This is a genomic window from Methanothrix thermoacetophila PT (genome assembly GCF_000014945.1).
Lineage (GTDB): Archaea > Halobacteriota > Methanosarcinia > Methanotrichales > Methanotrichaceae > Methanothrix_B > Methanothrix_B thermoacetophila.
The window spans coordinates 474,642-498,935 of sequence record NC_008553.1 but is presented as its reverse complement, the minus strand read 5'-3'; the positions used below and the strand labels follow the sequence as shown (position 1 = coordinate 498,935).

The 24,294-nt window shown below is 55.0% G+C and carries 28 protein-coding genes and 1 tRNA gene; 22 read left to right on the top strand and 7 right to left on the bottom strand.

Annotation, left to right across the window (positions count from 1 at the left end):
• Positions 1-4: 4 nt before the first annotated feature.
• Positions 5-1,054 (bottom strand): hypothetical protein, encoded by a 1,050-nt coding sequence (locus MTHE_RS02465; protein ID WP_011695674.1) that lies wholly within the window; start codon positions 1,052-1,054, stop codon positions 5-7.
• 87 nt (positions 1,055-1,141) lie between these two features.
• On the opposite strand from MTHE_RS02465, the gene MTHE_RS02460 reads away from it, so the two are divergent.
• The 21 genes from MTHE_RS02460 to MTHE_RS02360 all read left to right on the top strand — a co-directional run bounded on the left by MTHE_RS02460 (position 1,142) and on the right by MTHE_RS02360 (position 17,592).
• Entirely contained in the window at positions 1,142-1,492 is a 351-nt protein-coding gene (locus tag MTHE_RS02460) for a transcriptional regulator (RefSeq protein WP_011695673.1), read from the top strand.
• A gap of 503 nt (positions 1,493-1,995) precedes the next feature.
• Positions 1,996-2,358 carry a 50S ribosomal protein L18e gene (locus MTHE_RS02455; RefSeq protein ID WP_011695672.1) on the top strand — a complete coding sequence of 121 codons (363 nt, stop codon included), beginning with the start codon at positions 1,996-1,998 and terminating at the stop codon, positions 2,356-2,358.
• 5 nt (positions 2,359-2,363) lie between these two features.
• Positions 2,364-2,774, top strand: a complete 411-nt coding sequence (locus tag MTHE_RS02450) for a 50S ribosomal protein L13 (protein ID WP_011695671.1) — start codon at positions 2,364-2,366, stop codon at positions 2,772-2,774.
• 11 nt (positions 2,775-2,785) lie between these two features.
• Positions 2,786-3,184 (top strand): 30S ribosomal protein S9, encoded by a 399-nt coding sequence (locus tag MTHE_RS02445; RefSeq protein WP_011695670.1) that lies wholly within the window; start codon positions 2,786-2,788, stop codon positions 3,182-3,184.
• Between the two features lie 6 nt (positions 3,185-3,190).
• The gene (locus tag MTHE_RS02440) at positions 3,191-3,376 is read left to right on the top strand and encodes a DNA-directed RNA polymerase subunit N (RefSeq protein WP_011695669.1); all 186 of its coding nucleotides are present in this window, start codon (positions 3,191-3,193) and stop codon (positions 3,374-3,376) included.
• Positions 3,377-3,384: 8 nt separating this feature from the next.
• Positions 3,385-3,459: transfer RNA gene (locus MTHE_RS02435), tRNA-Pro, on the top strand.
• 27 nt (positions 3,460-3,486) lie between these two features.
• On the top strand, positions 3,487-3,669 hold the full coding sequence (locus MTHE_RS02430) for a DNA-directed RNA polymerase subunit K (RefSeq protein ID WP_011695668.1): 183 nt from the start codon (positions 3,487-3,489) through the stop codon (positions 3,667-3,669).
• A gap of 9 nt (positions 3,670-3,678) precedes the next feature.
• Positions 3,679-4,299, top strand: coding sequence for a 30S ribosomal protein S2 (gene rpsB, locus MTHE_RS02425; RefSeq protein WP_011695667.1), 621 nt, complete (start codon positions 3,679-3,681; stop codon positions 4,297-4,299).
• Complete coding sequence (locus MTHE_RS02420; RefSeq protein WP_175266001.1) at positions 4,296-5,111, top strand: MEMO1 family protein; 816 nt, start codon at positions 4,296-4,298, stop codon at positions 5,109-5,111. The genes rpsB and MTHE_RS02420 overlap by 4 nt, the downstream gene beginning before the upstream one ends.
• Before the next feature lie 7 nt (positions 5,112-5,118).
• Positions 5,119-6,084 carry a mevalonate kinase gene (mvk, locus tag MTHE_RS02415; protein ID WP_011695665.1) on the top strand — a complete coding sequence of 322 codons (966 nt, stop codon included), beginning with the start codon at positions 5,119-5,121 and terminating at the stop codon, positions 6,082-6,084.
• 3 nt (positions 6,085-6,087) lie between these two features.
• Entirely contained in the window at positions 6,088-6,834 is a 747-nt protein-coding gene (locus MTHE_RS02410; RefSeq protein ID WP_011695664.1) for an isopentenyl phosphate kinase, read from the top strand.
• A gap of 1 nt (position 6,835) precedes the next feature.
• A complete protein-coding gene (fni, locus tag MTHE_RS02405) occupies positions 6,836-7,909 on the top strand; it encodes a type 2 isopentenyl-diphosphate Delta-isomerase (protein ID WP_011695663.1) in 1,074 nt (357 codons plus the stop codon).
• 14 nt (positions 7,910-7,923) lie between these two features.
• Positions 7,924-9,264 carry an RNase J family beta-CASP ribonuclease gene (locus tag MTHE_RS02400; protein WP_011695662.1) on the top strand — a complete coding sequence of 447 codons (1,341 nt, stop codon included), beginning with the start codon at positions 7,924-7,926 and terminating at the stop codon, positions 9,262-9,264.
• Positions 9,265-9,285: 21 nt separating this feature from the next.
• Positions 9,286-10,269 carry a polyprenyl synthetase family protein gene (locus MTHE_RS02395; protein ID WP_011695661.1) on the top strand — a complete coding sequence of 328 codons (984 nt, stop codon included), beginning with the start codon at positions 9,286-9,288 and terminating at the stop codon, positions 10,267-10,269.
• 151 nt (positions 10,270-10,420) lie between these two features.
• The gene (locus tag MTHE_RS02390; protein WP_011695660.1) at positions 10,421-10,849 is read left to right on the top strand and encodes a pyridoxamine 5'-phosphate oxidase family protein; all 429 of its coding nucleotides are present in this window, start codon (positions 10,421-10,423) and stop codon (positions 10,847-10,849) included.
• Positions 10,850-10,853: 4 nt separating this feature from the next.
• Entirely contained in the window at positions 10,854-12,257 is a 1,404-nt protein-coding gene (locus MTHE_RS02385) for a replication factor C large subunit (protein ID WP_011695659.1), read from the top strand.
• Between the two features lie 404 nt (positions 12,258-12,661).
• Complete coding sequence (locus MTHE_RS02380) at positions 12,662-12,850, top strand: symporter small accessory protein (RefSeq protein WP_011695658.1); 189 nt, start codon at positions 12,662-12,664, stop codon at positions 12,848-12,850.
• A 5-nt stretch (positions 12,851-12,855) separates the two neighbouring features.
• Positions 12,856-14,442: a sodium:solute symporter family protein gene (locus MTHE_RS02375; protein WP_011695657.1), complete on the top strand. Its 1,587-nt coding sequence runs from the start codon at positions 12,856-12,858 to the stop codon at positions 14,440-14,442.
• 144 nt (positions 14,443-14,586) lie between these two features.
• Positions 14,587-15,738: a TIGR04083 family peptide-modifying radical SAM enzyme gene (locus MTHE_RS02370; protein ID WP_011695656.1), complete on the top strand. Its 1,152-nt coding sequence runs from the start codon at positions 14,587-14,589 to the stop codon at positions 15,736-15,738.
• Positions 15,739-16,090: 352 nt separating this feature from the next.
• Positions 16,091-16,669 carry a hypothetical protein gene (locus MTHE_RS02365; protein ID WP_011695655.1) on the top strand — a complete coding sequence of 193 codons (579 nt, stop codon included), beginning with the start codon at positions 16,091-16,093 and terminating at the stop codon, positions 16,667-16,669.
• A gap of 239 nt (positions 16,670-16,908) precedes the next feature.
• Positions 16,909-17,592, top strand: coding sequence for a PAC2 family protein (locus tag MTHE_RS02360; protein WP_175265708.1), 684 nt, complete (start codon positions 16,909-16,911; stop codon positions 17,590-17,592).
• On the opposite strand, the gene MTHE_RS02355 is transcribed toward MTHE_RS02360, so the two are convergent.
• The 6 genes from MTHE_RS02355 to MTHE_RS02330 all read right to left on the bottom strand — a co-directional run bounded on the left by MTHE_RS02355 (position 17,583) and on the right by MTHE_RS02330 (position 22,966).
• The gene (locus tag MTHE_RS02355) at positions 17,583-18,452 is read right to left on the bottom strand and encodes a damage-control phosphatase ARMT1 family protein (RefSeq protein WP_232840883.1); all 870 of its coding nucleotides are present in this window, start codon (positions 18,450-18,452) and stop codon (positions 17,583-17,585) included. The genes MTHE_RS02360 and MTHE_RS02355 overlap by 10 nt on opposite strands.
• Positions 18,440-19,294 (bottom strand): arginase family protein, encoded by an 855-nt coding sequence (locus tag MTHE_RS02350; protein WP_011695652.1) that lies wholly within the window; start codon positions 19,292-19,294, stop codon positions 18,440-18,442. The genes MTHE_RS02355 and MTHE_RS02350 overlap by 13 nt, the downstream gene beginning before the upstream one ends.
• 100 nt (positions 19,295-19,394) lie before the next feature.
• Positions 19,395-20,933 (bottom strand): AMP phosphorylase, encoded by a 1,539-nt coding sequence (locus MTHE_RS02345; RefSeq protein WP_011695651.1) that lies wholly within the window; start codon positions 20,931-20,933, stop codon positions 19,395-19,397.
• A 14-nt stretch (positions 20,934-20,947) separates the two neighbouring features.
• On the bottom strand, positions 20,948-21,883 hold the full coding sequence (locus MTHE_RS02340; protein ID WP_011695650.1) for a nucleotidyltransferase domain-containing protein: 936 nt from the start codon (positions 21,881-21,883) through the stop codon (positions 20,948-20,950).
• Positions 21,880-22,470 carry an L-threonylcarbamoyladenylate synthase gene (locus MTHE_RS02335; RefSeq protein ID WP_175265707.1) on the bottom strand — a complete coding sequence of 197 codons (591 nt, stop codon included), beginning with the start codon at positions 22,468-22,470 and terminating at the stop codon, positions 21,880-21,882. Before MTHE_RS02335 ends, MTHE_RS02340 begins: the two co-directional genes overlap by 4 nt.
• Positions 22,471-22,477: 7 nt before the next feature.
• Positions 22,478-22,966 (bottom strand): multiprotein bridging factor aMBF1, encoded by a 489-nt coding sequence (locus tag MTHE_RS02330; RefSeq protein WP_175265706.1) that lies wholly within the window; start codon positions 22,964-22,966, stop codon positions 22,478-22,480.
• Positions 22,967-23,024: 58 nt separating this feature from the next.
• Here MTHE_RS02330 and MTHE_RS02325 point away from each other — a divergent pair, with 58 nt between their 5' ends.
• Complete coding sequence (locus MTHE_RS02325) at positions 23,025-24,239, top strand: proteasome-activating nucleotidase (protein ID WP_011695647.1); 1,215 nt, start codon at positions 23,025-23,027, stop codon at positions 24,237-24,239.
• The last annotated feature ends 55 nt before the right edge of the window (positions 24,240-24,294 follow it).

Genomic DNA, 24,294 nt, shown 5'->3' with positions numbered 1-24,294 from the left:
GATATCAGAGATCTGCACGATCTGCAGCGGATTCCTGGGCGATCATGTACCTGAGCGTCAAAAATATCACAATATTGACGGCGAGCATGGTAAGCGCGGAGAGCTGGTCTCTGTAGAACGCGAACGTCTGAACCAAAAGTATCTGGATCAGCATGGCGCTTTTGAAACGGTAGTAGGCTGCCAGGCGATTGCGTCTGATAATGAACACTCCAGAGAGCACCATGATGGAAGATATGCTGGCAGCCAGGATCTCAAGCCAGCTGACCATGCTGATGGATATCAGTTGGAGGTGAAGAAGAGAGTCTGCAAGCTTGATCATGACCAGCAGTGCTGCCCCAAAAAACGTCAGGACAGAATCTACGACGAAAAATGCGATTACAGCGCTCACAAACCATTTTCTGCTGACAAACCAGTGGTAAAGCCTCCTCGCCCCCTCCCTGCATCTTGTATAAATTCCAGGATATGGTGCCGGGATGCACTCCATTCCTGCCAGCATATCCTTGAACACCCTGACGAGGGGATCTGATGGATCACACCCATCGAGCAGCTCAAGCGCTTTCTTCCTCTCCTGGATATCGAGATCTTTGATGACGGCATCTTTGACCAGCTCGAGGACATTTAAAAGACACTCCTCATGTGTCAGCAGCTTGCCGTTTATCATCTGGAAGAATATGTACAGAAGCACGAAGGTTATGTAGATCAGCGCCACAGTTGGCTGGAAGAAGTAGTTGTTGTCCATCGTCACGAACTTCCCGAGCTCATCGATGAACGCTCCAAACCCAATTCCGCCGATAACAGCTGCAAGATCCGATGAGTAGCGGTCTATGAATGCGAGAAGTATAACAATCGCGAGAACCATCAGGGCTCCGCCGAGTAGCACATGTGCTATGTGGAGACCACGGACTGCGAGCTGCGGGTAGCCGGTAACATGCAGGAGAAACCTTATGCATAATATGGTCGCTACGGAGGTCACCATTAACAGCTCAAGCCGTCTATCCGCCTCCGCGCTTCTTACGAGCGGCTTTGGGGCCAGCGATGGCAATCTCCAGTTCATAAGATGCTCACAGGGCTTTACATAGAAGAACGTTTATCTGCCAGATCTCACCCAATGGAGATACGTCATGATAAAGGTTCTGATGACATGAGATCGCCATGTGAGGAGATTGTGTGGGAGGTCCTCCCTGGAATCAGGGCCACGATAGCACAGGAGCTTGTTAGGCGGGGGGTCTCTCAGAGAGAGGTATCGCGGCTGATGGATGTCACACCTGCAGCAGTCTCGCAGTACGTCTCTGGAAAGAGAGGCTATAACATCGTGTTCAGAGACGATATCCGGGAGGAGATATCCAGGCTTGCGGAGGATCTGATGAACGGAGATGCCGATGACCTCATAAAGAGGATATGTGAGATCTGCAAGAAAGCGCGTGGAGAGGAGCTGTGTCCTGTGGAGGAGATCAGAGGTAGGCAGGAGACGGTGCACCAAGATGGATCTTAGTGGCCACGTCTTAAAATAGCCAGACGCATTCTGTCTGCATATAGTAGCACGGAGGAATTGCGGGATCACCTTTGGTATCAGATTGCGTTTTCGCTCTTATGTGCGCAGCAACTTGTACAGCATGTGATGTGGTTGATGAAATCACTTATCCATTCGACACAAATGCATATCATGATCGGTGCCCCTTTGGGCAAGTTATCATGTGGATAAGAGCGTGCGTTTTAAATTCTCAAGTCGAGACTCTCTGGGCTAAACACCCTGAGAGAATGGACCTTTCCGAATAAGGATTAAGCGTCTCAGACATCCAAAAGCAGTGAGTTCCAAATTTATGGCAGGAATCTTATTTGGAAAGGTCCCAGAAAGTCGTGAAAACCCTTATATACTGGCGGATTGTTCGAGAGTGATATCCGCATGAGGGCCGAACGGCCCTTGGCGCATGAACTGATGTTCGAACGCGCTGTGCGCGTGAGTCGGTCTCTAGCGAGGCTTTGCGGAGGATTTGGATGAAGATTATCAAGAAGACTAACCCGAGACTGGTCCGTCTCATCAGCGATCTCAAGGCTGCCTCACGTGAGAGCAAGGCCGCTATCTGGCGTGACGTGGCTGAGAGGCTTGAGAAGCCGAGGCGAAACTATGCCGCGGTCAATCTGAGCAAGATCAACAGGCACACTGGAGATGATGACACGGTGCTGGTCGCTGGCAAGGTCCTTGGGGCCGGAGAGATAGATCACAGGGTGACAGTTGCAGCGCTTGGTTTCAGCGAGCAGGCGGCGTCGAAGATAATATCCGCGGGTGGAAGGTGCATGAAGATAGAGGAGCTCATAAGGCTCCATCCTAAAGGGACTGGCATAAAGATTCTGAGGTGAGTGCGATGATCTTCGATGCGACCGGTCTGGTTATGGGCCGTCTGGCCAGCATAACCGCGAAGTGTCTTCTCCAGGGCGAGGAGATAAGGATAGTTAACGCTGAGAAGGCCATAATATCCGGGAGTAAGGAATCGGTCCTCCGCGAGTATCGCGAGATGCTGGAGAGGGGCACCCGTGAGAAGGGGCCATACTACCCGAAGCGACCTGACCGCATTCTGAAAAGGACCGTGCGGGGCATGCTCCCCTACAAGACCAGCAGGGGTAGAGAGGCGATGGCTCGCCTCAGGGTCTACGTGGGTGTGCCTCCAGACCTGAGCGGCATGGCCTTTGAGCAGCCGGATAAGGCCAAGGTGAAGCGAACCGCAAGCTACATGGAGCTTGGCGAGCTGAGCAGGATGCTCGGCTCGAAGTTCTAGGGAGGATCTTCATGAAGGTGGTCAACTCCTCAGGAAAGAAGAAGACTGCGATCGCCAGGGCGACGTTCAAGGAGGGCAAGGGCAGAATCCGCATCAACAATGTGCCGCTAGAGATCATCGAGCCTGCTCTGGCCCGGATGAAGATGATGGAGCCGGTAATCATGGCGGCAGAGGCGTTCTCGAGCGTCGATGTGGACGTCTCAGTGATGGGCGGTGGTGTCATGGGTCAGGCAGATGCCGTCAGGACAGCCCTGGCAAGAGGCATACTCGAGTGGACTGGTGATGCCGCTCTGAAGGAGGCATACGCCGAGTACGACAGAAACCTTCTTGTAAGCGATCACAGACAGAAGGAGAAGAAGAAGTTCGGCGGACTTGGTGCCAGAGCGAAGTACCAGAAGTCCTACAGGTGAGATGCCTTGATCCCAGTAAGATGCTTCTCCTGTGGGAAGGTCATCTCCAGCGTGTGGGAAGAGTACAGGGAGCGGATCAAATCCGAGCCACCTGGGAAGGTGATGGACGACCTTGGGATAGAGAGGTACTGCTGCAGGCGGATGCTTCTCTCCCATGTTGAGGTCGTGGAGATGCTCCGCAGGTACCAGTAGAGAGAAAGGGGGTTGTAGGGTAGCCTGGTCCATCCTACAGCGTTCGGGACGCTGTGACCTGAGTTCGAATCTCAGCAACCCCATCATACTCTTCCTTTTGAGGTGGCTATTTGAAGGGCGAGAAATACACTCGATTTGAGCGAGCCAGGATAGTGGGAGCACGTGCTCTGCAGATTTTCATGGGTGCCCCAGTGTTAATAAGGACGGATTCCATAGACCCTCTCGAAATAGCTCTTGAAGAGATGAGGTTGGGTGTTATACCTATAACAGTGAAACGTGATCGCAAAAGGTAGGTGAATTGATTGGTTGAAGAAGAGACGATAACCGTCGAGGGCGATTATGAGACCCTGATCCCCATAGACGAGTATCTTGCTGCCGGTGTTCACATCGGGACGCAGCAGAAGACCAGCGATATGATGAAGTACATCTACAGGGTCAGAACAGACGGTCTTTACGTTCTTGATGTTCAGGCAACAGACAAAAGGATACGGCTTGCTGGAAAGTTTCTGGCGAACTATGAGCCCTCAAAGATACTCGTTGTTTCTGCCAGACAATACGGCCAGAGGCCGGCTACAATGTTCGCGAAGGCCGTCGGTGCCAGGGCAAATGTCGGAAGGTTCATACCTAACACGCTCACAAACCCGCATTTCGCGGGATACATAGAGCCTGATGTACTTTTAGTTACAGATCCAGCCGGTGATGGTCAGGCTGTCAAGGAGGCTGTCGATATCGGCATACCTGTGGTGGCGCTCTGCGATACCAACAACATGACATCCAACGTGGATCTTGTGATTCCCACAAACAACAAGGGCAGGAAGGCACTGACGCTGATATATTGGCTTCTTGCGAGACAGGTCCTGCGCGAGCGTGGTGAGGAGGACAGATTCAAGTACACAGTATCAGACTTCGAGATGGAGTTCTGAATATGAGACCACCAGCTGCGGCCGGTATGTTCTATCCAGCAAGGGCCGAGGCGCTGCTTGCAGAGCTCAGCTCTGCATTTCGCGGGCTGAAGCGCGAGCCCATGCCGGTTATCGGCGCAGTGGTGCCACACGCTGGCTACATATACTCGGGGTATGTCGCAGCCGAAGTGTATGCGAGGCTTCCAGAGCGCGAGACATACGTTCTGATCGGCCCGAACCACACCGGCCTCGGGCTCCCAGTCGCCGTCAGCAGGGAGACCTGGAGAACCCCGCTGGGCAGTGTCCCTGTGGATCTTGAGCTCGCCGACGCTCTGGAGGGAACAATAGTGGCGTCGGATGAGATGGCGCACATGGAGGAGCACTCGATCGAGGTTCAGCTGCCGTTTCTCCAGAGGTGCTTCTCAGGCTTCAGAATACTCCCGATCTGCATGGGCATGCAGGATCAGGAGACCGCCATCGAGGTCGGAGAGGCCGTGGCGAATGCGATCCTGAAGCTTGGTAGGAGCTGCACTGTGATAGCATCCAGCGATCTCACGCATTATCTCAGGTATGAGACCGCCAGGCAGCTCGATACATCGATACTGGAGTCTGTTATCAGAATGGACATCGACGATCTGTATTCAAAGATCGAGATGCTCGATTCCAGGTATTATGGGCACGGGGTCTGCGGCTACGGTCCCATGGCAGCGACGATAGCAGCCTCCAGGCGACTGGGCGCGAGCATGGGGAAGCTTCTGCGCTATGCGACCAGTGGAGACGTCTCCGGAGATCGCGGCCAGGTCGTGGGCTATGGGGCTGTGATATTCACCTAGGAGGAGTATGACAGCGGCATCAGCCCCGGGGAAGGTCATACTCTTCGGGGAGCATGCTGTTGTGTCAGGCGCTCCCGCGCTGGGCACCGCGATAGATCTGCGCGCCAGGGTCTTGGTTGAGGATCTCCCTGGAAAGACGGAGATCAGCATACATGGGCTGGGACTGAGGCTCTCCGGCTTCTCGGTCGATTCTGATGGGAGAGTCGTGTCTCTCGGCAGCTCAGATGAGGCTGCTGCTGCTGCCAGGTATGTGTCTGCTGTTGTGAAGGCGCTTGATGTGAGAGATGTGAGGATCACGGTCTCTTCTGAGATACCTGTGGCATCAGGACTGGGATCCTCCGCAGCCATTGTCGTCGCGACGCTGGCCGCTCTGAGCCACCACATGGGCATAGATATGGAGGTGAAGAGTATCGCGGCAGAGGCCCACAGGATCGAGAAGACCGTCCAGGGAGGCCTTGGGAGCCCGATGGACACAGCGCTTGCTGCATACGGAGGATACATACAGATATCAGATGGTGTCACGCCACTTGATCTGCCTCAGATGGATCTTGTCGTCGGCTGCACCTCTGTCCCGCATGATACAAGAGCTGAGGTCGCTCGGGTCCAGGAGCTGAGGTCGAGGTATCCGGAAATCGTGGACCCTATATTCAAAGCTATGGGCGTTATATCCAGAAAGGCTGTGCCGTGCATAAAGGATCTGGATCTCAAGGAGCTCGGGAGGCTCATGAACATAAACCACGGCCTTCTTGAGGCGATCGGGGTCGGGACGAGGGAGCTGAGCGAGCTCGTCTACGCTGCTCGGGGCGCTGGAATGGCGCTGGGAGCGAAGCTGACAGGCGCCGGCGGAGGTGGCTGCATGATAGCTCTTCCAAAAGAGGGGATGTGCTCGAGAGCCATCACCGCGATAACCCAGGCGAGGGGCAGGGCATTTGTGGTAAGGACCGGCTGCAATGGTGTTACTGTAGAAGATTGAGTTATGCTTAAGATACTGAAGCTTGGCGGGAGCATAATCACAGATAAGAGCAGGCTGGCCACAGCCAGGCTGGACCAGATATCACGGATCGCTCATGAGATATCGGGAATCGAGAATCTCATCGTCGTCCATGGCGCTGGGTCGTTTGGCCACATTCATGCAAAAAATTTCGGGCTCCCTGAGAGGTTCAGCGGAGAGGGTCTGCTGAAGACACACCTCTCCGTCTCGGATCTCAACAGAATCGTGGTCGAAGCGCTGCACGATGCCGGGGTAGATGCACTGCCCCTCCATCCCCTGAGCTCTGTGGTTCTCAGGGATGGCAGGATTCATCACATGAGCACAGAAGTGATCACAGAGATGCTCAGGCGCGATGTGGTTCCTGTGCTCCACGGTGATGTCGCGATGGATCTGTCCAAAGGCGCTGGCATAGTCTCCGGAGACCAGCTTGTGTCTTATATGGCGAGAACTCTTGGAGCTGGGATGGTCGCGATGGGCACTGATGTGGACGGCGTCATGATTGATGGAAGAGTTCTCAGCTGCATAACACCCAATGATATGCATTCTCTCGAATCCCATCTTCTGCCAGCAAAAGGAGTTGATGTGACGGGGGGCATGCGCGGAAAGCTCGCAGAGCTTGTGGAGCTCGCGGGGATCGGCATAGACTCCAGGATATTCAACGCAGGCGTGGCTGGAAATGTCAGACGTGCACTCTCAGGAGAGAGTCTCGGCACCCTCATCACAGGTAGATAGCATGGAGACTGTTCGCAGGAAGCTTGAACATATAGAGATATGCCTGAAGAAGGAGGTCGTCTCAAAATACAGGCCGTTTGATGATCTGATTCTCCTGCACAGAGCCCTACCCGAGATCGACGAGTCTGATGTGTGTACAGAATGCACATTTCTCAACAGGAGGCTCTCCGCGCCGCTGATAATAAGCGCCATGACAGGTGGCCATCCGGATGCGAGGGAGATCAACGCGAACCTTGCCACAGCGGCTCAGGAGACCGGCATTGCGATCGGAGTCGGATCGCAGCGTGCTGCGCTTGAGCATCCCGATCTCGAGGATACATTCTCGGTCGTCAGAGAACTTGCTCCAGATGTGCCCGTGATAGGGAACATAGGGGCTGTTCAGCTGCACAGATACGGGCCTGAGGTTCTGGACAGGGTCGCGGAGATGGTGGATGCGGATGCGGTCGCGGTTCATCTCAACTTCCTCCAGGAGTCAGTCCAGCCAGAGGGCGAGAGGCATGCGGCAGGCGTTCTCGGTTCTCTGAGAGAGGCGAGATTCAGGCTGCCGATAATCATCAAGGAGACCGGTTGCGGTATTCCCTTCGAGGATGCGAGAATGCTCGTTGATTCCGGTATCCAGCTCATAGATGTCGCCGGCACCGGAGGGACGTCCTGGTCAATGGTCGAATCATACAGGGCAGAGCTCAGAGGGGATCCAGAGTCGAAGGAGATCGGCATGCTCTTCGCTGAATGGGGAATACCAACGCCTGTATCGGTGATAGAATGTTCACGCGCCGGAGCTCAGGTGATATCATCAGGTGGCGTGAGGAGCGGCATAGATGTGGCGAGGAGCATCGCGTTGGGCGCGTTCATGGCCGGCGCTGCGCTTCCCCTGCTCGCTCCAGCGACGAGGGGCAGCGTGGATGTCGTCAGAGTGCTTCAAAGATTTGTGAGAGAACTCAGGATATCGATGTTTCTCACCGGATCGAGGAGCTTACAGGAGCTGAGCAGGGCACCTGTGATAATAACCGGCAGGACTCGGGAGATACTAGAGCAGAGGGGCATCGATACAAAGATTTTTTCATCAAAAAGGTAAAAGAGAGGAGGAAGATGAGCAGCATAGGAATAATGGCAGTCGGCGGATACGATGAGATCGGAAGAAACATGACTGCCATCAGAGTCGGGAATGACATAATAATAATGGATATGGGGATCCGCCTGGACAGGGTCCAGATACATGAGGATACTGATGTGGAGTCGCTTCACTCCTCAGATCTCATAGCGATGGGCGCCATACCTGATGACAGCGTTCTGAACGGGGTCGCATCAAAGGTCAGGGCGATCGTGTGCACACATGGGCATCTGGATCACATAGGTGCGGTATCGAAGCTGGCTCACAAATACCGCGCGCCGATCATAGCAACACCGTTCACAGCCGATCTCGTGAACCAGGAGATAAAGGCTGAGAGGATATTCAGAGTGAACAACGAGGTCATCAGCCTGAGGGCCGGAGAGAGGTATCAGGTGACCCCGGATATAGAGCTGGAGTTCATTCGGGTCCAGCACAGCATAGTGGACTGCGTCTTTGCCGCGCTTCACACAAAACATGGAACGATACTTTACGCAAATGACTTCAAGATCGACAGGAGCCCGACGCTGGGCGAGCCCCCGGATTTTCCCAGGCTCAGACAGCTCGGCAGGGAGGGTGTTCTGGCGCTGATAACGGAGACCACAAACGCTGGGATCTCCGGGAAGACGCCGTCAGAACAGATCGCCAAGGACCTGGTCTGGGATGTTCTCATGGGAACGGAGGAGACTGAGTCGGGTATACTGGTGACCACGTTCTCCTCACATATCGCCAGGATCAAGGCCATAATAGAGGCAGCCCGCAAAATGGGCCGCAAGCCAATTCTTCTTGGAAGAAGCATGGAGAAGTACTGGGGGACTGCTGTTAGAACAGGATACGCAGAGCGCGGGAACGGGCTGGCTGTATGCGGCAGGCGGAAGGCAGTCGATAAAGCACTTAAGAGGATGATGGTCGAGGGAAAGGACAAGTACCTGCCCATAATGACAGGCCACCAGGGGGAGCCTGGGGCGATACTGAGCAGGATCGCGAACGGGGAGACAGAGTTCCGGGTGGAGTCTGGAGATAGAGTCATATTCAGCGCCGGAATCATACCACAGCCCCTCAACATGTCAAATCGTCACACGGTAGAGACGAAGCTGAAGATGAAGGGCGCAAGGATATACGATAACGTGCATGTCTCAGGACATGCATGCAGGGAGGACCACTGGGAGCTTCTGCGCATGATAAACCCGGAGCATGTGATACCCAGCCACGGCAACCTCAACAGCCACGGCCAGTACCTAATGCTGGCCGAGGATACGGGATACAAGCTGGGATACTCGATACATCTCCTGAGGAACGGGCAGGAGCTGCTCCTCGGGTGAGCTTAAAAGAGGTCGAAGATCATGAAAACCTTGGAGGGAGGAGATCTGGAGGCAGAGCTCAGGAGGCGTGCTGATCTTATATCTAAAGCCATAGATGAACTCCTGCCAGTCTCCAGACCTGAAGGGTTATACGACGCAGCCAGGCATCTGCTGGGGGCTGGCGGAAAGCGGCTCAGGCCATCTCTGCTCCTAATAGCCGGAGAGTCTGTTGGGTGTGACGCCGCTCGTTTGGTTCCGGCTGCTGTCGCCATAGAGCTGGTTCACAACTTCACGCTGATACATGATGACATAATGGATAACGCCTCCCTGAGGCGTGGCAAACCTGCGGTCCATGTGATATGGGGGACATCAGGGGCGATACTCGCAGGCGATACGCTATACTCCAAAGCATTCGAGATGCTCTCAATGGTGGACGCACCCCCTGAGAGAGTGCTCGCCGCCATGGATATGCTCGCGAGAACCTGCACCTCGATATGCGAGGGTCAGTGGCAGGACCTGGAGTTTGAGCGCGCTGAAAGCGTGACGGAGAAAGAGTACCTGGAGATGATCGAGAAGAAGACAGGGGTGCTGTATGGAGCCTCTGCATGGATCGGCGCGACTCTGGGCGGGGCGCCTCCTGAGGTGGCAGGAGGCCTCGAGGAGTTCGGCAGGCTTACAGGCATGGGATTTCAGATACACGACGACATACTCGACCTGACCGTGCCAGAGGATGTCCTGGGAAAGAGGCTTGGAGGAGACATCCTCGAGGGAAAGAAGACGATGATAATAATAGATGCGCTCTCGAAGGGTGTGAAGCTGGAGATATTCGGGAAGGGGCAGGCCAGCCAGGAGCAGCTGAGGGAAGCGATCTCAGCCCTGAGGAGATGCGGGTCTATAGATTATGCCAGGAGAAGGGCGGAGGAGTTCGTCGGGAGGGGGAAGCGCGCGCTCGATGTTCTGGATGATTCTCCCGCGAAGAAACTGCTTCTCGAGCTTGCGGATTACATGATACGCAGAGGCTATTGAATGGGGTTCGAGGCACGCCCCCTTGTGGCAGGAGCAGACGATAGATTAACCCCCGGAAGGTAGCGCCTTGTGATTGGCCCCATGAAACATTTTTACATGGCTCGACGTGTTTGAGACTGGCACAGAAAGCACTGCTTTGAGGTGATGAGAGATGAACGTTCGTGAAATGAGCATGGATGAATGCGAGGACCTGCTCAGAAGATGCAGATACGGCAGGCTGGCGCTCTCCTATGAGGATCGCCCCTACGTGATACCAATGTCGTACGTTTACGTGGACAACACGGTGATACTCCACTCCAGGCCTTCCGGAAAGAAGATCGAGATCGCAAGGAGAAACAGCAATGTCTGCTTCGAGGTCGACGAGCTTGAGGGCCAGCGTTGGAGGAGCGTTATAGTGTATGGGAGAGCTGAGCTCTCAGGATCACAGGAGTCAAAGCGCAGGATGTTCGATGCATTCATGAAGAGCGGGATCGGCGGGCATGGTGGAAAGATCTTCACCTGGGAGATGCTTGAGCGCATGGAGATGTGCGTCTGGGAGATAAAGGCGTTTGAGATGACAGGAAGGGAGGGCATCTGGTAGAGTCATGACGAGCTGGGCTGAGAAGTACAGGCCGAAGAACCTTGACGGCATCCTGGGCAATGCCAAGGCGGTCTCGGAGCTCAGGGCATGGGCCATGGCCTGGGAGAAGGGCAGGCCAGAGGTGAAGTGCCTTATCCTGTACGGCCCCCCAGGGGTTGGGAAGACATCTGCAGCCCTCGCGCTGGCATCTGAGATGGACTGGGACTACATAGAGCTCAACGCCAGCGATCAGCGGACCGCGGAGATAATAAAGAGCATTGCCGGCCCGGCATCGCAGGTGAGCACGTTCTCTGGCAGGAGAAGGCTCGTGATACTTGATGAGGCTGACAACCTCCACGGTACATACGACAGAGGAGGCGCAGCAGCGATCCTGAGGGTGATAAAGAACGCGACTCAGCCTGTGATTCTGATCGCAAACGAGTACTACAATATAGAAAAACCGCTCAGGGATGCATGCAGGGGTGTCCAGTTCAGATCGATAAGAGCGCAGACAATAGCATCGCTTCTCAGGGAGATCTGCAGGAGCGAGGGGATAGAATGCGAGCCGGAGGCGGTAATGCATATAGCAGCGATGTCCGGCGGCGATCTGCGCAGCGCGATAAACGACCTGGAGGCTGCGGCTCGTGGTCTTAAGCACCTGCGGCTGGAAGACGTCGCGACCTCTGAGAGGGATGTGAAGGCGTCGATATTCAGGGTCCTGGACTCGATATTCAAGGGCGAGGACTCGAGGAGTGCGCTTGAGGCGACGTACCAGCTGGACGAGAGCCCAGAGGATCTCATACACTGGATCGATGAGAATCTGCCCATTGTGTACAAGGATCGAGAGCTCGCGAAGGGATTTGAATGTTTATCGAGAGCTGACATCTTCCTGGGAAGGGTGAGAAGGCGGCAGAATTACACACTCTGGAGGTATGCCGCATTCCTGATGACCGGCGGGGTTAGAGCGGTCAGCTCGAAGGTGCGTAGGGGGTATACGCAGTTCAGGCCGCCAAGCCTCTGGAAACGGCTGGGTCAGACAAGGAAGGCCAGATCTGTTAGGGATTCAGCTGCCAGAAAGATCGCAGCGCACTGCCATGTCAGCACGTCCTACGCCAGATCTGAACTCCTGAACTTTGTGGGAGCTCTGCTGAGGAGTAAGAAGACTGGAGCGGCTGTTGCAGCATCCCTCGGTCTGAACATTGAGGAGATCGCGCTCCTGACCGGTAGCTCTCCAACCACAAAGAAGGTGCAGAAGCTCTTTGAGGACGCGCAGAAGATAATCGAGGCGGAGCAGATCGCCATGATAGATCGCGGCCTTAAAATTGTGGATAGAGAGATAGAAAAGCCGGAAGATAAAGCCATGAAGTATGCCTCAGTGAGCAAGGAAATTGTCCAAGAGAAGAGACAGAGGTCCCTCTTCGACTTCTAGTGCTACATAACAAAAATGTTTTTGATCTTACCCATATGACAACCTTCCCGGAAAGACACTGTTCGTGCTATGTGTTCTTGGAGAATGATGCTGATCTGTGTTGATCCTGTGCGAAAATAGAATCCATATACGCTCTTATCCATATGATAACTTACCCAAAGTGGCACTGGTCATGGTATGCATTTGTCTCGAATAGATTAGTGCTTTCACCAACCACATCACATCCTGTACAAGTTGCTGCGCACGTAAGAGCATCTGCATAAATCAATACGCCTGGGAATTTTGAGATGCGCTCCGAACCAAAAATCTTTAACATATATTCCTGACCGACACCCTTATATCATGATAATATGTAACATGCTGCCACTTTACACGCTCTGGGAGAGCTGCAAGAGGGTGCCGATGTGCTTGGAATAGATGATCCTTGGATATGGGGAGTATATCTTTTATGCATTTTGAGCACAGTTCTGTGCGTCTCATACGGCATCGCCAACTGGAATAAAGGCGAGGAGATTGAGAAACAGGAGATCGTGGAGGAGGCTGCCTGGGAGGCCCAGGAGCTTGAGATGCAGGAGAAAGAGCTGGGCATGTGATATCCATGAATCTGTTACTTCTCAACGTATTGGTGGTCGTCTATCTGCTTGTCACGCTCTACCTGGGATACAGGGGCTGGGTGACGACGAGGGACACCGAAGGATACATGGTGGCGGGCAGAAAGATCCATCCTTACATAATGGCGATGAGCTACGGGGCAACATTCATCAGCACCTCCGCGATCGTGGGGTTCGGCGGCATGGCAGGTCTCTTCGGCATGGGGCTTCTGTGGCTGACATTCCTCAACATCTTTGTGGGGATATTCATAGCGTTCATAATTTACGGAAAGCGCACGAGGAGGATGGGTTACAACCTGGGAGCTATGACGCTCCCGGAGCTGATGGGCCGGAGGTTCGACAGCCAGTTCATCCAGTGGTTCAGCGGGCTTGTGATCTTTCTCGGGATGCCTTTATATGCATCCGTCGTTTTAATTGGTGCTGCCAGGTTCATGGAGACCACGCTCTCAATAGACTTCAACCTCGCGCTGCTTATCTACTCGCTCATAATCGCTGCCTACGTGGTCTGGGGCGGCCTGAAGGGGGTCATGTACACAGATGCGATGCAGGGCACGGTAATGTTTCTGGGGATGATATTTCTTCTCATCATGACCTATCTCCACCTTGGAGGTGTGACAGCTGCCCACCAGGCGCTCACAGACATGGCGAACCTGGTTCCTCAGAGCCTTGCGGCACAGGGTCACAGAGGATGGACGAGCATGCCAGCGCTCGGAAGCGCATGGTGGTGGACACTGGTCTCGACCGTGGTCCTCGGTGTCGGGATTGGCGTCCTCGCGATGCCGCAGCTCGCGGTGAGATTCATGACGGTGAGATCCGGCAGGGAGCTGAACCGCGGTGTCCTGATCGGCGGCGTGTTCATACTCGCAATGACCGGCGTTGCGTTCGATGTCGGGGCTCTGTCAAACGTCTTCTTCCATGCCACACAGGGCAAGATAGCGATAGAGGTGGCTAAGGGGAACGCGGACAGCATAATACCTGTTTACATCAATGCGGCGATGCCGGAGTGGTTTGTGTACCTCTTCATGCTCACACTCCTCGCAGCAGCAATGTCCACATCGAGCTCTCAGTTCCATGCCCAGGGCACCGCGATCGGCAGGGATATCTATGAGACGCTGACAGGGAAAAAGGGAACAGGGTCAATACTGGTGACGAGGGCAGGGATCATAGTGGCTGTGGTCATCGCGGTCGTCCTCGGATACATACTTCCGGAGAACATCATCGCCAGGGGCACATCCATATTCTTCGGGCTCTGTGCAGCCGCGTTCCTCCCGATGTACACATGCGCTCTCTTCTGGAGGCGGGCCACAAGAGCGGGCGCGATCGCGGGGCTCGTGACCGGCACGTTCTCGAGCGTGCTCTGGATGGTCTTCGTCCATAAAAAAGAGGCAGAGGCCCTCGGCATATCCAGATTCATATTCGGCAGGGATGTGCTCATAACCCAGATGCCCTGGCCTGTAGTGGATCCAATAGTGGTTGCGCTGCCGCTGGCGTTTTTAGTCACGATCGTTGTGAGCATACTCACGAGACCACCGGACACCGCGCATCTTGATCGATGCTTTAAGGGCATCAAATAAATTTTTATTTTATTATTTTCTTTACTCAATCATGGCTTTTCTCGTATTGAGATCTTTATATCTTGGCATTGTATTTCCGTATGTTAACATTGTGATGTTTCCCCGGGAAATCTATTAATACAGTGAGATGCTCTCAGACCCTGAATGCAGAGGAAAAGGCCTTTTCACGTTATGATCATTCCCACTCTGGGATGTCCTTCCAAGTGCAGCTACTGCTGGAGCTCTGAGGAGGGCTCTCCGGTGATGAGCATTGATACTGTAAAGGAGATCGTCGAGTGGCTGAAGCTCTTTCGTGATGATCCCGTGACGTTCACCTTCCACGGCGGTGAGCCGCTGCTGGCGGGTGTGGAGTTTTACAGGAAGGCACTGCCGTTGCTTGCAGATGGCCTTTCACATCTCACTCCATCATTTGCACTGCAGACGAACCTCTGGAGGCTAACGCCTGAGCTGGCTGAAGTCCTCAAGGAGTATGATGTGCCGATCGGCTCAAGCCTGGACGGCCCGAAGGAGATAAACGATCTTCAGAGGTCAGAGGGTTACTACGATCGAACCATGCGCGGCTACGGCATTGCCCGCGATCACGGCCTGAGTGTGCAATTCATATGCACATTCACCTCGCACTCCATAAAGTACAAACAGGAGATCTTCGATTTCTTCATGAGCAACGGATTGACCCTGAAGCTCCATCCAGCGCTTCCATCGCTTCGCAGCGACGAGCCGGAGCGGTGGGCCCTCGATCCATCTGAGTACGGGGAGCTTCTAGTTTATCTCCTCGACAGATACCTCGAGAACATGGACAGGATCGAGGTGAGGAACATCAACGATCTCTGCAGATGCGTCTTCAGCGGTCGGGGAACTGTGTGCACATTCGTGGACTGCATGGATAACACGTTCGCTGTGGGCCCGGATGGGAGCATATATCCGTGCTACAGGTTTGTCGGGATGCCCGATTATGTCATGGGTGATGTGAGAGATCATCCATCAATGGACGATCTGAAGCGATCTGAAGCATGGAGGCGGATGAACCGCTTCAGGGAGTGCGTGGAGGTGCACTGCAGGAAATGCAGGCACCTCAGATACTGCAGGGGCGGGTGTCCTTACAATGCGATATCCCACACAGATGGGGAGATAAGAGGCGTGGATCCCTACTGCATCGCTTACAAAAGAATCTTCGACGAGATCACAGAGAGGTTCAACAGAGAGATGCTCAGCTCCTTCGGATTGCAGAGCAGCAAGCCTGGAATAATCGCGCTCATCCGCAAGATCGCATCCAAGGAGGAGCCAAAAGGGCTGTGATATTCGCTCCACTCTTATGTATTCAGCAACTTGAAGGATATGCAGGCCGGTTGCTGAATGCACTCATTCGCTCGCCACGAACGCACAGCGTGACTGGTGCTTCTTCAAGTCATCAGATGGATAAGAGCGATTTGCTCTTATTTATTTGGAGGTCATGCGGGTGGTTGCTGAATGCACTCATCCCTCGCCAGGCCTTCGACGCGGTCAAAGATAAGTCGAAACGAGCGCACAGCATGACCGGGGCCTCTTCAAGTCATCAGATGGATGGGAGTGGTGATATTTTATTCGTCGAATATCTGCAGCAGAGCAGTATCTATATAAGTATGCTGTAAAATTATGATGGGTGACCAATATGAGTAAACAGATTGTGTTTGCGGCTTTGTTTTGCGTCACAGTCCTGCTCTTCACAGGGATTGTCGCTGCTGAGCCGGTGCTTCTGCGGGCGGATAGCGGAAAGAATGTGACGGAGATGAACACCACGCTTCACTTCTTCGACCTTGGTGTTGGGAAGGCGGTGAAGCTGACCGCACCGAGCCAGAACTGGAAGGTACAGGCAGTGCTCATCCCGGGAACCGATGGCTGGAACGAGACGCAGACAGAGCTGCCAGCGGCGAGGACCATAGCAGTTGAGATAAGAGACAGCGACTTCAATCTCCTGTATCACTGGTCGGATATCCAGCTTGAGTACTTCACATTCCCAGCCGGTCTTGGAGTTGCGAGAATTGAGGTGCCCTCTGTGGCGGTCAACGGGGATTTCTACGTGGTTCTCTACGAGCGTGGAGCTGTGATGACATTTGCAGAGCTGGATAACGTGAAGGATCAATCGTTCATATTCGACAGATCCACAGGCAATCTCTATCGTGGCGTGCTTCCGGTCGGAGACAACAAAACAATTCCGGTTAACTGGGTCATCTGGGCTGTTGGAGAGTGATCTCTCCAATATTTTCTACAGGCTCATGTGGTCGAATCGTCTGAGTGGCAACCTCCAGCACCCGGACCAATGTCAACCGGCACTACATCTTTCTGCGAGATCACTGGTCCGCCGGTTCACCGGAAGGAGCCTTTCTATATCATCGAACAGGCTGCAGATGGCTCCCGGAAGGCTTTCTCATCCAGATGCCCCTTTTTCTATCGAAACCATGTTATATCACCACTTCCAACCCTGAGGCGATGCTCTTCGAGAGAAAGGTGGCTGTTGTGAGCTTCCCGGGGATAGGCAGCGTCGGGAAGGTTGCGGTCGATTACCTGATAAGCTGTACGAATTCCAGAATGATCATGACGCTGCCCTTCAGCGGCTTCCCTCCGCAGGTTCTGATCCAGGATGGGGTCGCCAGGCTCTTCACGGTTGACGTCTTCTCTCCGGAGGGTAGAGAGGATATCCTTCTGCTCACGTCAGATGCCCAGCCGCTTGAGGTCCTGGGCATGAACAGGCTCGCAGGCGAGATTTTGAGCGATATGAGGGAGATGGATGTGAGAGACGTCGTGACGCTCGCAGCATACGTGGGAGCTGTTCATGAGAATGTTGTGGGTACCGCCACAGACGCTGATGGCGTGGAGCTGCTGAAAAGCGCAGGCATAGCTGTTATGCCCAGCAGCATAATAGGCGGGATGAACGGGATCATAGCGGGCATGGCCCCTCTCTACGGCCTCAGAGGATTCTGCATCCTCGGGACGACATCAGGGGAGAGGCTAGTGGATCTGAACGCGGCCAGGAACCTGCTGCTCTCCATCAAGAACCTCCTCCAGATGGAGATAGACGTCTCGCAGCTCGAGATCGAGGAGGAAGAGGAGGCGGAGGAGATCGAGGCGCCAGAGGACGAGGGGTACGCGGATGAGGATATGCTCTACAGGTAGGCCCTTGCGACCAGCGATCCCTGGCGAACACAGTTCGCGCGCGCGACCGGCTCGCACTTCGCCCTGAAGATGTATATAAGCCTCCCTCGGAGAGCCTCCTCAAACTCGCTTATCGTCTCGAAGTTGCCCATGCCCTTCGCGATCACCAGCCACTCAGGATCGAAAAGCAACCTCCTCGCCTCAGGGTTTATCCTGTCCAGGGAGATGCCAACCACGCCACCTGTGGGCACGATCTCCGCATCGGTCATTCCTTCCAGCTCGTCCGCTGTGACATCATTCAATACCGGCTCTGCCTTCGGCCCGATGATCACCCTCTTCCCCATCTCTCTGAGCTTTTCCATCACGAAGAGATCGAACACGACCTCTCCGGCGTTGTCTGTCAGGTAAAATATCCTCGAGGACCTGGCCAGGAGCTTCTTGAGGGCATCAAGATCGCCGACCAGATCCTCCCTCAGTGTATCCTCGAATACGGATGAGAATGACCTGTTATCGAACTCGTGACCCCTCACCCCGAACTCCATCGAGTTCGCTGCAGCGGCTATCCTGACAAGGGCCTCCATTTTATCCTCGCTGAGATCGTAGAACCTCTCAGCCACAGGAAGAAGCTCACGGGCGACATCATTGCTCTCCTCCTTCAATTTACTGTATGGATCAGCCACGCCGCTTATCCGCTTGAGCATGATCTCACGCTCAGTTCCAACAGTGGCAGGCACATCCCTCATGTGCTCTGCCATGAACTGCAGGAGACCCTCCACCAGCTCAAGCCTCCGGTCCTCCGGCAGTGAGAGGAGCTCGCATTCGAATCCGGCCCTCTCCAGTATGCATATGTAGCAGCTCGACGCCATCCTCAATATGGCCACCGCCCAGCCAGAACAGCGATCACATCCGGAATCGCGCGGCGCGCCACATCAGGATTCGAGCCGCCGCTGAGCACGAATACAAGCGGTTTGCCATCGACCGCTTTTTTGATCATGCTCGCCATCTTCGGATACGCATTCAGCGTGAGGTCGAAGCCGCCGTAATCATCGGTATGGGAATCATGCCCGAAGATCACGAAGCATACCTCATAATCGAAGCCCTCTGCAAGCTTCAGCGCGTTCTCCATCTCCCTCAAAAACGTCTCGTCGTTCGCGTTCCACCCTATGCCAAAGTCGTAGTTGTTCCTCTCGTGATCGAACTCCTTCTGCGATCCGGAGTGGAAGTTGATGTGGAAGACATCCGGATCGTTCCCGAAGAAGTCTCTTGTCCCATCCCCAAAATGCGGGTCCACATCTATTATCAGGAAGCGCTTGAGCCCCATCTTGCGGAGCTTGAGTATCGTTATTGCGACATCGTTGAAGTAGCAGAACCCCCAGCAGCTTCCCCTGGATGCGTGATGTCCTGCTGTTCCTGTGTACGCGAATGCGGACTCTGCCTTTCCGGAGACCACAAGCTCAGCTGCCATCAGCACGCTTCCTGCTGAGAGCAGAGCGACGTTCCAGTGCGGGTCGTGCCTCATGTTTTGCATGTGGTTCTCTGTATGCGCCTCGGCCACAAGCTCCACCGGCGCTGGCTGTGGCCTGAACACCTGCACTTCCACACCATCAACAAGCCCGGAGTTCATCAGAGCGTCAAACGATGGCCTGATCCTGTCCTTCAGCACAGAGTATCCATGTACCGGAAAGTCCTCGTGGTACACAACAGCTACCTTCATCTTCTCCATCTGAATTCCCTCCGTTTATCTGATAACCTGCCCGCAGGGGCAGTGGTCCTGCTGAGCGCTCTGGAGATGAGTGCTACCAGCAGCCAGTTTGCACGATTCCTCATATCGTTCTCGGATACCTCTCGGTCGGATACCTCTCGAGCAGCATGCCCTCCACGACTATCGGCGGCTGCTCCAAGGCGTCCCTCATCGAGCACATCTTCACCGCGCACTCCAGCTCCCAGTCTGTGCTGGAGCATATCGTGAGCAGCGGCTCACCCTTCTTCACGATCTCTCCCATCTTCTTGTGTATTATCACTCCCGCCCTCTTGTCACCGGGCGCGCCTGCTGCCCTCGCGATCTCTATGATTCTCTTGTTGTAGAATGCGACCACGTATCCGTTCGTCGGGGAGAGTATCTGCTTCTGATGCTCTCCGATCTGGATGTCCTCGCTCCTTATCTTCGGATCCCCTCCCTGCGCCTCTACGATCTCCATGAGCTTCCTGTGGGCCTTTCCGCTCACCAGTATCTCCTCCGCGGCTCTGTATCCCTCGCCCCTGGCCGCAACCCCTCCCATCTCCAGGAGTATGCCTGCGAGGGCGAGGCTCTTCTCTCTGAGGCTGTTCGGCCCCTCGCCTGTCTCCAGCATCTTTAAAGCCTCTCTGACCTCGAGAGCAGGTCCCACTGTGCGACCGACGGGAGAGCCGCCAAAGGTCATCGCGCACTCCACCCTGATCCCCAGCCGCTCTCCAAGGTCTGTGAGATCTTTCGCGAGTACCCTCGCCTTCTCCGGCGTCTCCAGCTTCGTTCCAGGGCCTGTGGGCATATCGACCACGACAGCGTCAGCTCCGACTGCCCCCTTCTTCGCCATTATCGAGGCGAGCATCTGGCTGTAGGGATCGATGGCGAGGGCGTACTCCGCTTTTATCAACCTGTCGTCCGCCGGCGCTATGTTTGTGGCGCCGCCCCATGCGATGACCCCTCCCACGGTTTCGGTGATCTCCTTGATCTCATCGGCTGTGAACTCAACGGGCGCAAGAACCTCCATCAGATCCGCGGTCCCGCCTGCGCCTGTTATCGCCCTCGAGCTTGTCTTCGGTATGAGCAGGCCTGAGGCTGCGACAATCGGAACCACGAGCATCGAGACCTTGTTCCCTGGAACCCCACCTATGCTGTGCTTGTCCACGACAGGATGCTTATCGAAGTATATCCTCTCGCCAGTCTCTATCATCGCCCTGGTGAGCCACTCCGTCTCCTGTGGATCCAGGTTATGGATGTAGGATGCTGTGATGTAGGCTGAGAGCTCGATCTCGCTGAGGTTGTTATAGACGATATCCCTCACTATGCTCCTGATCTGATCCTCGCTCAGCTTCTGCCTGTCCATCAGCATCTTTATGTATGATATCGAGGCAGGCCTTGGGGCGGGCGATATCTCCACGCTCTTCGCCTCCTTCAGATCCCTGAACGCCTCTGTGAATATGCCGACCTGCCCCTGCCCGATCATCTGTCCAGTCACGTCAAGAATCGCGGTCAGAGATGCGCCTCTCGTTCTCACCCGAACCCTGTCTCCCGGGTTGAGGCCCATCGCTCTGGCGTCTGCGATGTTGAGCATTACCTTGTACTGCCCGATCTCTATATCGAAAGGAACAACCTCGAACATTCAGATCACCCAGATCATCCACACCCTCTGGATAGGCTCGACATGAGCGTCAGCGAGCGTATCCACTCCCCCTTCGCCTCTCTCGTCGTGCCGACAACCATTCTCAGGCCGTTTGGGGTCTCCTCGACCACCCCAGATGCCTCGATCATCTCCCCCTCGAATGCCTGGCCTGCGTATGTGTGAGAGTAACAGAGTAGCTCCCCGATCTCATGATCGAGCCTGAAAATGCCAGGGCTGTCGAAGGAGTATCTGGCGTCGACCACCTCTGCGACTATTCTGCTTCGGCACAGTGGCCTGCCTGGGGGTACCGGCTCGATCTCATCCCAGTCTCTCGTAAAGAGGAGGTCAAAGTACGTGCCGTCGATCATTCCGCGGTTGCCCTTGCGCATCTCATGCGCCACGAACTCATCGAAGGGGATCGAGGGCTTTCTCTTCATGTAGATCTTCATCCATGTTGCGCTATCGAGCTCCTGGATCGAGCCGCTGCGCTTTGCATCTGCTATGACGTCCCTCGCCTTCCACCAGGCGTTTCCGTAAACAACCAGATCTATGTCTGATGATCTGCTGTGGAGCCCCAGGAGCATCGATCCGGTGATCCCGATGCACCTCTCAGGGATGCCATGCTCCTCCAGTATTTCAGCGATCCTGCCGACCCTCTCGTCCTCAGCTCTCACCCTTGGAAGCTCATCAGCCGGTCTGAAGAACCTCTTCACATCATCAAACGGTACCACATGGACGTCCCTGACGTAATCAGGGCGTCTCACCCTGAGAAAATCAAACGCCTCGTCGAAATCCAGCTTTCTGTATCTTCTGCCGCCTGCGATTCTCCCCCCTGATTCATCCGGGATGTACCTGAGCAGGGATCTCACGCCATCGATGTGGACGTAATCCACGACCGAGAATATCCAACCCTCCCTGCTCTCGAGAAAGTCCCTGATTCTGGCTCTCATCGCCCGATTACCTCTAGAACTCGATCTGCCATCGCGCCCATCCTCAGGATCCTCCTGGTTGAGAGGTCCACGAGGGTGGATGGTACGGCGTATCTGCATCTCCCTCCATCTATCAGCATATCCACCCGAGATAAAATCTCCGGGTCAATCTCTTTAGGATCCGATGGTGGAGGGGCGCCGGTGATGTTCGCGCTTGTGGACGTGATCGGCCCGGTCATTTCGATGAGCCTGAGCGCCATCTCATGATCTGGGTATCTGACTCCGACAAGCGGAGATCCTGCTGTGAGCATATCTGGGACGATCGATCTCTTCCGCACGAGAAATGTCACGGGTCCGGGCAGGAGTTTTCTCATCATATCCAGGTCCTCAGGCCGGACATGCGCCACATCACAGAGCATCTCGAAGCTTGATACAGCTATGGATATCGGTTTATCGAGGGGGCGCCTCTTGATCGCGTAGACCCTTACGATGCTGCTCTCATCAAGAGCGTTCGCACCTATGCCATAGACGGTCTCTGTGGGGTACACCACAATGCCGCCTGAGAGTATGCATCTTGCAGCCTCGTCTGTGCCACCAACAACAGCCATCTGCAAATCATCTCTTCCTGATGTTTGCGATATCCCCGAGCGTCAGAACCTTCGATCCTCCCCGGGATTTGAGCTTCTCCTCGGTCGTCTCCTCGGTGAGCTTTATCTTGAGCTCCTTCTCCAGCTTCTTCCTCACATCGTCCTCCGGGACGAGCTCCTCGCGCTCGATCTTTCTGAGAAGAGATGCCTTCTCCTTTATCCTGAGAGCCAGATCCTCGAGAGAGAGATTCATGCTCTCCCTGGCATTTTTTATAATATTCCCGTAATCCGGCACTACCTCCACCAGATCCCTGAAGTGGTCGCGTGGCTTTGGCTTCTGCACGCGAAAGCTCCTCTCAACAGGCACGATCTTTCTCGGAACAGGAGACCATTTGTCCTCAGGCTTGCCGAAGCGAGCGCAGCTCTTGCAGACCTCAAGAACCGAGCCGTCGATCACTATCCTCTCGGGAGAGCCAGAGATGTCTGCGCCGCAGATCTCACATTGCCTATCGCTCATCTCTCTCATCTCGGAAATCTTTTATAGCCCTCGGAGTTTAATAAGCTTTGGAGATGGGATGAACGAGCCTCAAAGTGGACCCGACTTCTCGAAGTACATCCTGGACAGGATGAAGCAGCTTGAGGAGCGCAACCTCGCCCTGAGGGAGCAGAAGGACCGCGCGGAGGGGGAGAAGCGGCTCATAGAGAACCAGAAGCTCAAGTACGAGCGCGAGGCCCGGAAGCTCCGCAGCGAGCTGGAGCGTCTGCGTGTCGGGCCCATGATCGTCGGTACGGTTGTGGAGGTTCTCGACGAGAGCAGGGTGATCGTGAAGTCGAGCACAGGCCCAAGACTTGTCGTGAGCGTCTCGCAGTTCATCGAGGAGGAGCTGAGGCCGGGTGTGCAGGTCGGTCTGAACCAGCAGACGTTCGCGGTGATGTGCGTGCTTCCATCACCGCGCGATCCCATGGTCTTTGGAATGGAGGTCGAGGAGGTGCCGGACGTGACGTTCGCCAGCATCGGTGGCCTCGACAGCCAGATCGCCGAGCTCAGGGAGATCGTGGAGCTTCCCCTCAAGAGGCCTGAACTCTTCCATGCGGTCGGGATCGAGCCGCCAAAGGGAGTTCTCCTCTATGGACCTCCGGGCACCGGCAAGACACTTCTCGCCAAGGCGGTGGCCAACAGCACAGAGGCGACGTTCCTGAGGGTGGTCGGGAGCGAGTTTGTCCAGAAGTACATAGGAGAGGGCGCCAGGCTTGTCCGGGAGCTCTTCGATCTGGCAAAGAGCAGAGCCCCCGCGATCATATTCATAGATGAGCTCGATGCGATAGGCTCCAGGCGCATAGATGGGGCGACGAGCGGTGATCGTGAGGTTCAGAGGACACTGATGCAGCTGCTCGCTGAGATGGACGGATTCGACCCGCGTGGAGAGGTCAAGATAATAGGCGCCACAAACAGGCCGGACATGCTCGATCCTGCTCTACTCCGGCCCGGAAGGTTCGACAGGGCGATATACGTTCCGCTGCCCAACCGTGAAGGCAGATACGCGATCCTCCTCATACACACAAAGGGCATGAGCCTCGGCCCGGATGTTGATCTGAGGAGCATCGCGGATCTCACAGAGAACGCGAGCGGTGCTGATCTGAAGGCGATAGTCACCGAGGCTGGAATGTCTGCGATCCGCGAGGAGCGGACGCAGGTGCTCCAGAGGGATTTCGAGCGTGCGATCGCAAAGGTGCTTCAGGCGGAGAGGCATGGTGCAGGCGATGAGCTGGATCTCCCGAACTACGCGTGAGTATCATTTTATTTTCGCGGCAGATGCACTGAATGCATCCGGCGTACAGTTTCTG